The organism is Dysosmobacter sp. Marseille-Q4140 (assembly GCA_018228705.1).
Taxonomy (GTDB): domain Bacteria; phylum Bacillota; class Clostridia; order Oscillospirales; family Oscillospiraceae; genus Oscillibacter.
On sequence record CP073694.1, the window covers coordinates 2992211 to 3004492 of the forward strand.

Below are 12282 nucleotides of genomic sequence, written 5' to 3' on the forward strand. Positions count from 1 at the left end.
GCCGCTAATGCGGCGCCGGTCTTTTTACGTGTGTTACAAAGCGGGGTCCGGCAGTGTCTCCTCCGGCAGGAAATGGCGGCGCAGCCGCTTCATGGCCCACAGGAAGCACAGGATATGAACTGCGGCGGTGATGGCCCAGGAGATGGGGTAGGACCAGTAGAGCATCTGAATGGTGTGGAACCGGGGGATCTGAAAGATGGTGGCGATCCACAAAAGCCGCAGCCCGCAGGCGCCCACCAGGGAGACGATCATGGGCATGACCGAGTAGCCGATGCCCCGCAGGCCGCCCACCATCACGTCCATGACGCCGCACAGGGCGTAAGTCCGGGCGCAGATGCCCAAGCGGATCAGCCCCGCCTGGATCACGGCCTCGCTGCGGGAATAGATACCCAGCAGCGTGCTGCCGAAAAGCCAGGCGGCGTTGCCAAACACCAGCCCCAATGCCAGCACACACAGCTGGGCGCGAATGACGATCCGGCGGATGCGGTGGTAGTTGCCGGCGCCCAGGTTCTGGCTGACAAAGGAGATGTTGGCCTGATACAGGGCGTTCATGGCCACATAGACGAACTGCTCGATATTGGCGGCGGCAGAGTTTCCGGCCATGATGACCTCGCCGAAGGTATTGACGGAGGATTGGATCATCACGTTGGAGATGGAGAAGAGAATGCCCTGGAACCCAGCCGGCAGGCCGACCCGCAGGATCTGGCCCAGGCTGTCCCGGTAGATGTGCAGCTTCCGCAGGTTCAGGTGCAGGGGGCCGGTGTCCTTCACCATGCACCGGACCACCAGGGCTGCGGAGATGCACTGGGAGATCACCGTGGCGATGGCCACACCGGCCACGTCCAGCTTCATGGCGATGACGAAGAACAGGTTCAAAATGATGTTCACCACGCCCGCCAGTGTCAGGAAATACAGGGGGCGGCGGGTGTCGCCCTCCGCCCGCAGCAGGGCGGCGCCGAAGTTATAGACCATGGTGGCCGGCATCCCCAGGAAGTAGATCCGCAGGTACAGCGTGGCCAGATCCAGCACGTTGGCCGGGGTCTGCATCCAGATGAGGATGGTCCGGGCACCCAGGGCGCCCACCAGGGCCAGCAGCAGGCCGCTCAGCAGGCTCAGCAGCATGGAGGTGTGGACGGTCTTGTACAGGGCCATCCGGTCCCGGGCACCGTAGTATTTGGCGGCCAGGGTGTTGGCGCCTACGGCCAGGCCCACGAACAGGTTGGTCAGCAGGCCGATCAGAGCTGTGTTGGAGCCCACCGCCGCCAGGGAGTTGTCCCCGGCCCAGCGGCCCACCACCACGATGTCCGCGGCGTTGAACAGCAGCTGCAAAATACTTGAGCACATCAGCGGCACGGAGAACAGCAGCATCTTGGAGAGAATGGGACCGCTGCACATATCGATCTCATATTGGGTTCCCTTGCGGGCTGCCATACCAGAGACCTCCTATGATTTCAGATTTGTCCTCCAATGGAGGACGTTTTTTTCATTCTAGCACGGCTATGAAGAAAATACCACCGGTTCCGACAGAAAAATTTTACGAATACTTTACGGGAATTTCATGCGTCCTCCATAAAAGACAGCCCGGGAAAGGCAATGCCTTTCCCGGGCTGCTTCCAGAGCCGTACCGGATCAGAACAGGGGCACCACAGCGCCGCTGTATGTGCTCTCGATGTACTCCCGAACGGTGTCGGAGTGCAGGGCCTCCACCAGGGCCTGGATGGCGGCGTTGTCCTCGCTGCCCTCCTTCACGGCCAGAACGTTGGCGTACTCCTGGGCGGCGTCGCCCTGGGAGTCCTCCACGGCCAGGGCGTCGGTGCCGGCGTTGAGGCCGGCCTGGAGGGCGTAGTTGCCGTTGATGACGGACAGGGCCACATCCTGGAGGGAGGAGGTCAGCTGAGCGGCGTCCATCTCGCGGATGGTGATGTCCACATTGTAGGAGTCGATGTCCCGCACGGTGGCGTTGGAGGCGGCGGTGATGCCGTCCTTCAGGGTGATGATGCCCTCCTGCTGCAGCAACAGCAGGGCCCGGGTCTCGTTGGAGCCGTCATTGGGGACGATGACCTCATCGCCGTCCTTCAGCTCCTCCAGAGAGGACGCCTTGCCGGGATAGATGCCGAAGGGCTCATAGTGGACGGTGCAGGCGGAGACCAGGTGGGTGCCGTAGTCACCGTTGAACCAGTTGAGGTAGTTGATGTGCTGGAAGTAGTTGGCGTCCAGATCGCCGTTTTCCAGAGCCTCGTTGGGCTGGACGTAGTCGGTGTACTCCACGATCTCCAGCTCGATGCCCTGCTCGGCCAGAATGGGCTTGCACTGCTCCAGGATCTCGGCGTGGGGGGTGATGCTGGCGCCCACCTTCAACGTGGTGGTCTCCGCGGCAGCGTCGCCGCCGTCAGCGGCATCACCGGCAGACGCGGTGTCAGAGCCGCCGCAGCCGGCCAGCAGGGACAGCACCAGCAGGGCGCTGAGGGTCAGGGTGAAAAACTTCTTCATGTCCAATACTCCTTTTCAAAAAACGATGGTGTCAGGGGATGATCTATCAATCAGCCGCTCTCGGGCGGCGGACTGTCAGCGGATGCGCCGGTCGGACCGGGCGGCGATGCGGTTGCCCGCGCCCTGGAGAATCTGCACCAGGACCACGATGAGCACCACGGCCACCCACATGATGGCGGATTCCTTGCGGTAGTAGCCGTAGTTGATGGCGATGGCGCCCAGGCCGCCGCCGCCCAGGATGCCGGCCATGGCGGAGTAGCCCAGGATGGTGACGGTGGCGGTGGTGGCGCCGGTGATCAGGGAGGGGGTGGCCTCCGGCAGGATCACCCGGGTCACGATCTGAAGGGGAGAGGCGCCCATGGACTCCGCAGCCTCGATGACGCCCCGGTCCACCTCGCGGGCGGAGGCCTCCACCAGCCGGGCCACAAAGGGGAAGGCGGCGATGACCAGGGGCGGAATCATGGCGGGGCTGCCCACAGTGGTGCCGATAATGAGGCGGGTAAGGCCGTTGAGCAGAAAGACCATGATCAAAAAGGGCACGGACCGCAGCAGGTTCACCACGGTGCCGAACACCTTGCTGACGGCGGCGTTGGGCCGCAGGCCGTCGGCGTCGGTCACCGCCAGCAGCAGTCCCAGGGGCAGTCCGATAATGTAGGCGAACAGGGTGGAGAGCACTGTCACGTAAACGGTCTCCCACAGGCCCTGGGCGAACATGATCCAAAATTCAGCACTGAGCATGTTGTGATTCCTCCTCGTAGGTGACGCCGATCTCGTCCAGATAGGACAGCATCCGTCCGGCGGTCACTTCGCTCTCCGGCAGCTGGACCAGCATGTGGCCGTATGCCTTGCCGTCGATGTCCCGGGTGTCGGCGAACCAGATGTTCACCGGCTCCCCGCAGGCCAGCACCATGCCGGCCACCACCGGCTGGTCGGAGGTGGTGCCGTCGAAGGTGATGCGGTAGACCTTGCCCGTGCCGGTGAAGTTCCGGGCGGCCTCGCTGCCGGGGATGATGAGCTGGCGGGCGGCGGAGGTCTTGGGATGGCGGAACACGTCGCTGACGGCGCCGCTCTCCACGATGCGGCTCTCGGAGATGATGGCCACCCGGCCGCAGATCTCCTCGATGACGCTCATCTGGTGGGTGATGACCACCACGGTGACCCCCAGCTTCTGGTTCAGGTCCTTCAAAAGGCCCAGGATGGAGGCGGTGGTGGTGGGGTCCAGGGCGGAGGTGGCCTCGTCGCACAGCAGGACCTTGGGGTCCGTGGCCAGGGCCCGGGCGATGGCCACCCGCTGCTTCTGGCCGCCGGAGAGCTGGGCGGGATAGGCGTCGGCCCGGTCGGCCAGGCCCACCAGGTCCAGAAGCTCCAAGGCGCGGGATTTCTGCCGCGCCTTGGGCAGACCGCTGAGGGACAGGGGCAGGCATACGTTCTGCAAAACCGTCCGCTGCATCAGCAGGTTGAAGCTCTGGAAGATCATGGTGATGGACCGGCGGGCCTGACGCAGCTCGGTCTCCGACAGGGCCGTCATGTCCTTCCCGTCCACGATGACGGTGCCGCTGGTGGGCCGTTCCAGCAGGTTCATGCACCGGACCAGGGTACTCTTGCCGGCGCCGGAGAGGCCGATGATGCCGAAGATCTCCCCCTGGCGGATGTCCAGGCTGATGTCCTCCAGAGCGTGGACAGCGCCTTCGCCCTGGCCGAAGGTCTTGGTGAGATTTCGGATCTGGATGATGGATTCGCTCACGGTATCGAAGCTCCTTTCCAAAATGGGAACTGAGGCGGAAAACAAAAAAGTCCTTGAAGCAGATGCTTCAAGGACGAGCGCGTACGCGCCGTGGTACCACCTTGATTCGCGCGTCTCCTCGCGGAGACGGCCTTTGGAAGTGCCATCACACTTCTGCGCTGTCACGGGCGCTCCCGTCGTGACCTATGCATGCGCGGTCGGCCACGCGACTCCAAGACCATGTTCCCCGGGCCCTTCCGCGCCTCGTTCCCACCATCGGAGGCTCTCTGTGCCGTATCTGCCCGGCTACTCTTCTCTTCATCGTCTTTGCGTTGTTTGGTGTTCAGTTGCATTTCAGTTTACACGGCGATGTCTGTCCTGTCAACTGGTATTTTCGCCCAGAAAGAGGCCGAAACTCCAGTCTGGTTCAGGATGATTTGCACAAAAACACTGCGCCGACAAAGGATTTCGGCAGAAATTTCACAGCCAGACTTTGCATCGGATTGCAACTGCCCGGCAAAACTGCTATCATACCTGTATGATTTTTGAAGGAGCGGAGGCGAGGCCGGTGGGGGAGCCGTGGAACAAAGGGGAAAAGACCCGCGCCCTGCGGGACTTCCTCTGCGGTGTGCTGATCGGGGCCGGCGCCATTTTGCCGGGCGTCTCCGGCGGCGTGCTGGCGGTGGTGTTCGGTATCTACCGCCCGCTGATGGAGATGCTGACCCGTCCGCGGACTGCCATCCCTCAATATTGGCGGTTCCTGCCGGCCCTGGGTCTAGGATGGGCCGTGGGCTTTCTGGGGGTGGCCAAGGGCATCGCGGTGTGTCTGGACTGGTCCGCCGCCGTGACTACATGGCTGTTCATCGGACTTATTATTGGCACGGTGCCCTCCCTGTTCCGGGAGGCAGGAAAGGAGGGGCGCCGCCCCTCCGCCTGGGTGAGCCTTTTCGTGTGCGCCGCGGCGGTGTTCGCGGGGCTGTTCTATGTGGGCCGGGTGCTGTCGGTGACGGTGGAGCCCAGCTTCTGGTGGTATAACTTCTGCGGGGCGCTGTGGGGGATGAGCGTGGTGATCCCGGGCCTGACCTCCTCCTCGGTGATGATGGCACTGGGGCTCTACCAGCCCATGCTGGAGGGGCTGGCCCGGCTGGATCTGCTGGTGCTGTCGGCATGTCTGCCCGGCATGGTGATCACCATGCTGTTGCTGGCCCGCCTTGTCAGCTGGTTCTTCCGCCGCCACTACGCCGTGGCCTATCATGGTATTTTGGGCATCGTACTGGCCTCCACTCTGGTGATCGTCCCTACGGACTATCTTGGCTGGTGGGAGGTGGCGCTCTCCGCGCTGTGCTGTGCCGGGGGCTACGCGCTGGCCTCCTTTCTGGACAAGCTGGACCGAACGACCGGCCGGGGCGCAGACTGAGCGGGCGCCCTTGGGCGCGTGCACTGCTTGACCCGGAGAGGGCGCGGAGGGTATAATGGACCCGGGCGGACTCTGTGAGAGGTTCCGCCGGAGGAGGAATGCCCATGGCCGTGTCCAATACCGCGCCCAACAAGACCCGGTATGCCCTGCCGGACACCCTGCGGGGGCTGACCCTGCTCAGCATGATCGCCTATCACGGCTGCTGGGACATGGTGTACATCCTGGGGGCCGACTGGCCCTGGTATCAAAGCAGCGGCGCCTATCTCTGGCAGCAGAGCATCTGCTGGACCTTCATCCTGCTCTCGGGCTTCAGCTTCTCCCTGGGCCGCCGCCACTGGCGGCGGGGGTGGCTGGTGTTCGGCTGCGGCGCCGTGGTGACGGCGGTGACGCTGGTGGTGATGCCGGGACAGGAGATCTGGTTCGGCGTGCTGACGCTGCTGGGCTCGTGCATGCTGCTGGGGGCCCTGCTGGAGCGGCCTCTGGGCCGGGTGCCCGCCGGGGCGGGACTGGTGCTGAGCGCGGCGCTGTTTGTCCTGACCCGGAGCGTGAACCGGGGATACCTGGGCTTTGAGGGCCTGCGTCTGGCGGCGCTTCCCGGTGAGCTCTACCGGAACATGGCTACCGCCTACCTGGGCTTTCCCTTTCCCGGATTTCGCTCCACGGATTACTTCTCCCTGGTCCCGTGGCTGTTTTTGTTTCTCACAGGATATTTCCTCTTCCGCCTGACCGGGAAGCACCTGGCGGCGGCGCCGGATCTGGGCCGGTGCGCTCCGCTGGAGGCCCTGGGGCGGCGGTCGCTGCTGGTGTATATGCTGCACCAGCCGGTGCTGTACGGCCTGACCATGGTTTTGCGGCTGCTGGCCTGAATAAAAGGAAAAACAGCGGAACGCCGAAAGGCGCTCCGCTGTTTGCCGTTTTCTCACTCGCAGAAGGCGATGCTGCCCCGCTCCTGCTTGGCCTGGTACAGGGCCCGGTCGGCCCGCTCCAGCAGAAGCGAGGGCTTTTCACCCGGACGATACTCCGCAATGCCGATGCTGACGGTAACGGGCTGACAGCGCTGGTGAATCTCCGATTTGGCAAAGCTGTCCTGCAATTTCTGGCACACGTCCCGGACCTCCACCAGGTTGAGGCCGGAGAAGAGAATACAGAACTCGTCTCCGCCGAAGCGGAAAGACTGAACATTCTGGTTGGACAGATTCAGCAGAACAAGACCCAGTGCCCGCAGGTACTGGTCGCCCTGATTATGGCCGAAGGTGTCGTTGAGCTGCTTGAAGGCATCCAGATCCATCATGGCCAGGTAGAAGGTATACTGATGCTGCTGCTCCTCCATGGACTGGAAAGCGGACCGCAGCGCCAGGCGATTGCCCACCTGGGTCAGGGCGTCGGTCATGGAGCGCTTCTGATAGCGCAGCCGCTCCTGCTCCAGATTCAGGCTGACGTTGTTTTTGTCCTGCTCTGTGCGCAGCAGCAGCCAGCAGATCACGTAAAACAGCACGATCAGCAGCAGGGACACGCAGAAATTGGTAGTAGTGGTGGCAGTGGCCAGTACACTGATCCGCGCGGGGTCCCAGAACAAAAACAGATCGGACACCGCCTTGCCAACCAGGCACAGAGCGCTGACGATGGTGGTCAGATGGCGGTCGCCGTAAATGACGGTCACCACCATGGGGATGGCAAAGATTACGTACAGAGCAGGGAAGGTGGAGTGGAAAGTATATACGCCGAAAGCCATCGCCACCATCAGGCACGACAGGCCGTAGATCTTTTTCCGCTCGGAAAGGGACCCGCGCATAAAGAAGGTGGCTATGAGGACGACGATTCCGTTATAGAGGCAGGGCGCCAGCACGTACTTCAGCAGGAACTCGCCGGGCGAACTGTTCGTGCTGCCCAGATGGGACATCAGCAGAAACACGAATACTTCTGCCACCGGGGTAAAGGCGGTCAGCCACAGCAGCAGCCGGTATTGGATCCGCAGCCATTTCTCATCGATGCGGCGGTATTCACTTTGTATGGTTTCAACGCCGAAGGTGAGATTGTTGCGCATGAAAAACACCCTCTTATTTTGGTTGCGGCCCTATGGTTCACGGCCTAAAAGGAAGATTTATCCTTCAAAGGCATAAGCGTCTTAAATTCAAATAAAAATTATAGCATAAATGGGTCACATTTGTCACGTTGTTTTTCCTATATTCGGGAAATCGAATGGACTCCTACATGATACCGCCGTCGATTCGCTCCTTCAGTTCGTTCAGATAGACCCACCGCTCCGTCTTTTCCTCCAGGGCGGCCTCCAGCGCCGCCAGGCGCTCCTGGACCTCCTGAAGCCGCACATAGTCGCTGCCGCAGGCAGCCTCCTCCGCCCGGCAGGCGGCCACCTGCTCCTCCAGGTCCGCCAGGTCCGCGTCGATGGTCTCGAACTCCCGCTGCTCCTTGAAGCTGAATTTCAGCTTTTTCTCCCGGGGGCGGGCCTGGGGGCGCTCCTTCGGCGCCTCTGTCCGGGCGGGGGCCTCCTCCGCCCTCCGGTCCCGCTCCCAGTCGGACCAGTTGCCGCTGTGACGGCGCACCTCGCCGCTGCCCGTGACCTCAAAGATCTGCTCCGCCAGCTTGTCCAGGAAGAAGCGGTCGTGGGACACCGCCAGCACCGGGCCGGGGAAGTCCTGGAGATAGTCCTCCAGAATGGACAGTGTGGTCACGTCCAGGTCGTTGGTGGGCTCATCCAGCACCAGCACGTTGGGCGCCGCCATCAGCACGGAGAGCAGGTACAGCCGCCGCCGCTCCCCGCCGGAGAGGCGGCCGATGGGCACGGACTGGAGATCGCCGGGGAACAAAAACCGCTCCATCATCTGGTTGGCGGAGAAGGTGCCCTGGTCGGTTTTCACCTCGTCGGCAATGTCGTGGATGAAGTCGTAGACCCGCTGTTCGAGATCCAGCTCCCTGCCCTCCTGGGAGAAATGGCCGATCTTCACCGTGGTCCCGATCTCCACGGTGCCGCTGTCCGGGGCCAGCTCTCCGGTGAGGAGCCGCAGCAGGGTGGTCTTGCCAGCGCCGTTGCGGCCTACGATGCCGATGCGGTCCCGGCGCAGGAGATTGTATGAGAAGCCGGACACCACGGTCCGGTTCCCGAAGGACTTGGTCACATCGGTCAGCTCGATGATCTTTTTGCCCAGACGGCTGGAGGCCGCCGCCATCTGCACGGCGCTGTCAGTCTCCGGGACATCCCGGTTCAGAAGGTCCTCGTAGCGCTGGATGCGCTCCTTGGACTTGGTGGTCCGGGCCCGGCAGCCCCGCATGATCCACTCCCGCTCCCCCCGCAGGATGGCCTGGCGCTTGCGCTCGCTGGCCTCGGCCATCTCCAGCCGCTCTGCCTTCAGCTCCAGGTACTTGGAGTAGTTGGCCTCGTAGTGGTAGAGCTTGCCCCGGTCCAGCTCCGTGATGCGGTTGACCACCCGCTCGAGAAAATAGCGGTCATGGGTCACCATGATGAGCCCGCCCTTGAAGCGGCGCAGCCACTCCTCCAGCCAAGCCACCATCTCACTGTCCAGGTGGTTGGTGGGCTCGTCCAGCACCAGCACGTCCGCCGGATGGATCAGGGCCGCCGCCAGGGCCACCCGCTTGCGCTGGCCGCCGGAGAGGGTGCTCACCGGCTGATTCCAGTCCGGGATGCCCAGCCGGTCCAGCATGGCCTTGGCCTCATATTCGTTCAGCTGGCGAAATTCCGCCGGATAATGGAGGAACACCTGCTCCAGGGCCGTGGCCTCCGGGTCCATCTCCGGGTTCTGGGAGAGGAAGCTGATCTGCACGTTGGGGTTCCGGGCGATGGTGCCGCCGTCCGGTTCCAGAGCTCCGGAGAGGACCTTGAGAAAGGTGGACTTGCCGGTGCCGTTGATGCCGATGACGCCGATCTTGTCCCCCTCGTTGAGGTAGAGGTTCACATCATCCAGCAGCTGGCGGCTGCCGAAGTTGATGGAGAGATGTTCCGCGGATAAGAGCATAGGGGATTCCTCCTGTCAAAACTGGTTCCATTGTACCACGGGGGCCGGGCTTTTACCAGTGGGAAAAGCCTTGCAATGCCGGGGGCGGCAGGGTACAATAGCGGTGAAACGGAGGAGCGTCCATGAAAGATATCAGGGGCTTCGAGCCCTGGTTTTTTATTCTGTTCGGCCTGTTCCACCTGCACCGGATCTGGGGCCTGCTGGACCGGTCCGGCTACGCGGGCTTCTGGATGGGGCTGCTGACGGAGCGGGGGCCTCTCTACTGGGGGCTCATGGCAGCGCTGGGCGGACTGTGCCTGGCGGGGCTTGCGCTGTTTTTCCGCTGCTTCCGGCAGCGGCGCTGGTGGCGGTGGGCCTATCTGCTGGGCGGCGGATATGTGCTGTTCGACCTGTTTGCCATTGCGGCGGGGCTGCCGGCCTGGCGGCGGCTGCTGAGCGCCATGTTCGATACCGGCGCCTGGTACTGGAACGGTCTCTGGGGCGGCTTCTCGGCGCTGGGCGGCGTCTGCCTGGCCTTCGGGCTGGCCCTGCTGCGGGAGAGGAGGCGGGCGTGATGGAGACCATCTCCTACACCCTGCCGCCGGAGCAGGACGGCGCCACGGTCCGCCACATCCTCCGCGCGCAGCTGCACTTCTCCTCCCACGGCGTCTCCCGCCTGGCCCATGCGCCGGACGGCATCACCGTCAACGGCCTCCACGCCCGCACCACCCAGGTCCTGCGGACCGGCGATGTGCTGACGGTGGAGACCGGGGACCACCGTCCGCCCAGAGCCGTGGCGGTGCCCGGGGACTGGCCGCTGCCGGTGGTGTGGGAGGACGGCCACCTGCTGGTGGTGAACAAGCCCGCCGGCATGGCGGTCCACGCCTCCAGCTTCGTGCCGGAGACGCCCACCGTGGCCGGGGCCCTGGCCTGGCAGCGGGGGAGCGATTTCATCTTCCACCCGGTGAACCGGCTGGACAAGGGCACCACCGGCCTTATGGCGGTGGCCAAGAGCGGCTATGTCCACGACCTGCTGCGCCGGCAGCTCCACACGCCCCACTTCCGCCGGGAGTACCGGGCGGTATGCCTGGGGTGCCCGGTGCCGCCGGAGGGGACCGTGGACGCCCCCATCGGACGGGACGAGCCCTCGCCGGTCCGGCGCTGTATCCGGCCCGACGGCGCCTCCGCCCGGACGGCCTACCGCACTCTGGCCCGGGCGGACGGGATGAGTCTGCTGGCCGTGGTGCCGGAGACCGGGCGGACCCACCAGATCCGCCTGCACATGGCCCACCTGGGCTGTCCCCTGGCCGGGGACTGGCTCTACGGCACCGAGGACCCGGACCTGATCCCCCGGCCCGCCCTCCATGCCTTCGCCCTGGCCCTGACCCACCCCGTCACCGGGGAGCGCCTGCATCTGACGGCGCCGCTGCCGCCGGACATGGCACGGCTGGTCCCGCCGCCGGAGGACGACCACCCAATGAACTTTTAAGCGCGGGAGCGCATAAGGAGGAATATTATGTTAACTTGGAACGTCACCTACCACTGCAAGCCCGGCCGGCGTGAGGCCTTCTATCAGGCGGTCACGGACCTGGGCGTCCGGGCCAACTCCCTCAGCGAGGCCGGCAACGTCAAGTACGACTACTACTTTGATGCCCAGGACCCGGACGCGCTGCTGCTGGTGGAGACCTGGGAGACGCCGGAGCTTCAGCAGGCCCACTGTCAGACGGAGCTGTTCGCCAAGCTCCAGGCGCTGAAGGCGGACTACTGCGCCAGCGTCGCCATCGACAAATTCAACTACTGAGCAGAAAACGGGGCGGGAGGCCTATGGCCTCCCGCCCTGTTTCAGCTTACATACAGTCCGCCAGCTCCTGAAGCTCCAGGAAAAACCGGGACAGGTGGAACCCGTCCGCCACCGCATGGTGAATGTTGAGGGAGAGGGGCATCAGGACCCGCTCCCCCACGGGCTCGTACTTTCCCCAAGTGACCACCGGCCCCAGGTAGGTGCCGCTGTCGAAAATGTGCATATCGAAGCTGCGGTACCGGATCCAGGGCAGGCAGGATATGTCAAAGGTGTTGGGCGGCACATCCATCTGATCGAAGTGGTCCAGAGCCGCATACCGTTTCCGATCCTTCAGGAAACGGCGGTGAAAGAGCGCCGGATCCGGGTCAAAGGGTGTCACCAGCTTGACGAAAGTTTGCCTGTCCGGGCGGAAATCGGCATAATAGGGCTCGATCCGCTCCCAGAGGACCAGCCGGTTCCGATCATCCCAGCCGTACCGGAATTCGTCGTGGGCGTTGAGGACCCTGGTCACCATCCAGATCATGGCGGGATAGAAGGAAAGGCCTCGTTTATGCAGACTGTTCAGCAGCCGGGATACGTCCAGATCCACCGTCATGCTCATGACGCAGCGCAGGTCATCGATGAAATGCCGGAACACCGGACCGCGATCCCAGACGCTCAGATCGACTATGGTGTGTGCGGGCAGGTTTGCGTTTGTATTCATAAAAGCCTCCTGAAATCAAAATGGATCGGTTCAGGAGGCCGTGTCAAGGCCGCGCTTCACAGAGGTTCCCCCCTCTCCTGAAGATGGCCCCATTTTATCAAAGCGGCGTGGCGGAAGTCAACGCCGCCCCTTGACAAACCCGCCCCGCCGCCCTATCCTGAAAAAAATGATTTCTGACAG

The 12282-nt window shown here is 63.5% G+C and carries 12 protein-coding genes; 5 read left to right on the plus strand and 7 right to left on the minus strand.

From position 1 onward, the window contains the following. Positions 1–33: 33 nt before the first annotated feature. From KFE19_14995 to KFE19_15010, 4 genes are all read right to left on the minus strand, one after another. Complete coding sequence (locus KFE19_14995) at positions 34–1431, minus strand: MATE family efflux transporter (GenBank protein QUO37649.1); 1398 nt, start codon at positions 1429–1431, stop codon at positions 34–36. A gap of 198 nt (positions 1432–1629) precedes the next feature. Further along, positions 1630–2490 carry a MetQ/NlpA family ABC transporter substrate-binding protein gene (locus tag KFE19_15000; GenBank protein ID QUO37650.1) on the minus strand — a complete coding sequence of 287 codons (861 nt, stop codon included), beginning with the start codon at positions 2488–2490 and terminating at the stop codon, positions 1630–1632. 75 nt (positions 2491–2565) lie between these two features. Beyond that, complete coding sequence (locus KFE19_15005; GenBank protein QUO37651.1) at positions 2566–3228, minus strand: ABC transporter permease; 663 nt, start codon at positions 3226–3228, stop codon at positions 2566–2568. Further along, positions 3215–4222 (minus strand): ATP-binding cassette domain-containing protein, encoded by a 1008-nt coding sequence (locus KFE19_15010; protein QUO39653.1) that lies wholly within the window; start codon positions 4220–4222, stop codon positions 3215–3217. The genes KFE19_15005 and KFE19_15010 overlap by 14 nt, the downstream gene beginning before the upstream one ends. A gap of 529 nt (positions 4223–4751) precedes the next feature. Here KFE19_15010 and KFE19_15015 point away from each other — a divergent pair. Together KFE19_15015 and KFE19_15020 are read left to right on the plus strand one after the other, a co-directional pair. Continuing rightward, the gene (locus KFE19_15015) at positions 4752–5630 is read left to right on the plus strand and encodes a DUF368 domain-containing protein (protein QUO37652.1); all 879 of its coding nucleotides are present in this window, start codon (positions 4752–4754) and stop codon (positions 5628–5630) included. Between the two features lie 104 nt (positions 5631–5734). Further along, positions 5735–6496, plus strand: a complete 762-nt coding sequence (locus KFE19_15020) for a DUF1624 domain-containing protein (GenBank protein ID QUO37653.1) — start codon at positions 5735–5737, stop codon at positions 6494–6496. Positions 6497–6549: 53 nt separating this feature from the next. Here the strand turns inward: KFE19_15020 and KFE19_15025 are convergent, their stop codons facing one another. After that, positions 6550–7674, minus strand: a complete 1125-nt coding sequence (locus tag KFE19_15025) for a GGDEF domain-containing protein (protein QUO37654.1) — start codon at positions 7672–7674, stop codon at positions 6550–6552. 163 nt (positions 7675–7837) lie between these two features. Continuing rightward, entirely contained in the window at positions 7838–9619 is a 1782-nt protein-coding gene (locus KFE19_15030) for an ABC-F family ATP-binding cassette domain-containing protein (protein QUO37655.1), read from the minus strand. A 122-nt stretch (positions 9620–9741) separates the two neighbouring features. Here KFE19_15030 and KFE19_15035 point away from each other — a divergent pair, with 122 nt between their 5' ends. The 3 genes from KFE19_15035 to KFE19_15045 are packed head-to-tail and all read left to right on the plus strand — an operon-like array spanning position 9742 to position 11399. Then, the gene (locus KFE19_15035; GenBank protein ID QUO37656.1) at positions 9742–10173 is read left to right on the plus strand and encodes a hypothetical protein; all 432 of its coding nucleotides are present in this window, start codon (positions 9742–9744) and stop codon (positions 10171–10173) included. Next, the gene (locus KFE19_15040; protein QUO37657.1) at positions 10173–11087 is read left to right on the plus strand and encodes an RluA family pseudouridine synthase; all 915 of its coding nucleotides are present in this window, start codon (positions 10173–10175) and stop codon (positions 11085–11087) included. The genes KFE19_15035 and KFE19_15040 overlap by 1 nt, the downstream gene beginning before the upstream one ends. A gap of 27 nt (positions 11088–11114) precedes the next feature. After that, positions 11115–11399 (plus strand): antibiotic biosynthesis monooxygenase, encoded by a 285-nt coding sequence (locus tag KFE19_15045; protein QUO37658.1) that lies wholly within the window; start codon positions 11115–11117, stop codon positions 11397–11399. A gap of 46 nt (positions 11400–11445) precedes the next feature. Here the strand turns inward: KFE19_15045 and KFE19_15050 are convergent, their stop codons facing one another. Beyond that, positions 11446–12102, minus strand: coding sequence for a chloramphenicol acetyltransferase (locus tag KFE19_15050; GenBank protein ID QUO37659.1), 657 nt, complete (start codon positions 12100–12102; stop codon positions 11446–11448). Positions 12103–12282 lie beyond the last annotated feature (180 nt).

Excerpts from the sequence above, each read along its gene's own strand:
- KFE19_15005 (QUO37651.1), bottom strand. The coding sequence starts at position 3,228 with ATGCTCAGTGCTGAATTTTGGATCATGTTCGCCCAGGGCCTGTGGGAG.
- KFE19_15040 (QUO37657.1), top strand. The coding sequence starts at position 10,173 with ATGGAGACCATCTCCTACACCCTGCCGCCGGAGCAGGACGGCGCCACG.
- KFE19_15030 (QUO37655.1), bottom strand. The coding sequence starts at position 9,619 with ATGCTCTTATCCGCGGAACATCTCTCCATCAACTTCGGCAGCCGCCAG.
- KFE19_15025 (QUO37654.1), bottom strand. The coding sequence starts at position 7,674 with ATGCGCAACAATCTCACCTTCGGCGTTGAAACCATACAAAGTGAATAC.
- KFE19_15050 (QUO37659.1), bottom strand. The coding sequence starts at position 12,102 with ATGAATACAAACGCAAACCTGCCCGCACACACCATAGTCGATCTGAGC.
- KFE19_15045 (QUO37658.1), top strand. The coding sequence starts at position 11,115 with ATGTTAACTTGGAACGTCACCTACCACTGCAAGCCCGGCCGGCGTGAG.
- KFE19_15020 (QUO37653.1), top strand. The coding sequence starts at position 5,735 with ATGGCCGTGTCCAATACCGCGCCCAACAAGACCCGGTATGCCCTGCCG.
- KFE19_15015 (QUO37652.1), top strand. The coding sequence starts at position 4,752 with ATGATTTTTGAAGGAGCGGAGGCGAGGCCGGTGGGGGAGCCGTGGAAC.
- KFE19_15000 (QUO37650.1), bottom strand. The coding sequence starts at position 2,490 with ATGAAGAAGTTTTTCACCCTGACCCTCAGCGCCCTGCTGGTGCTGTCC.
- KFE19_15035 (QUO37656.1), top strand. The coding sequence starts at position 9,742 with ATGAAAGATATCAGGGGCTTCGAGCCCTGGTTTTTTATTCTGTTCGGC.
- KFE19_14995 (QUO37649.1), bottom strand. The coding sequence starts at position 1,431 with ATGGCAGCCCGCAAGGGAACCCAATATGAGATCGATATGTGCAGCGGT.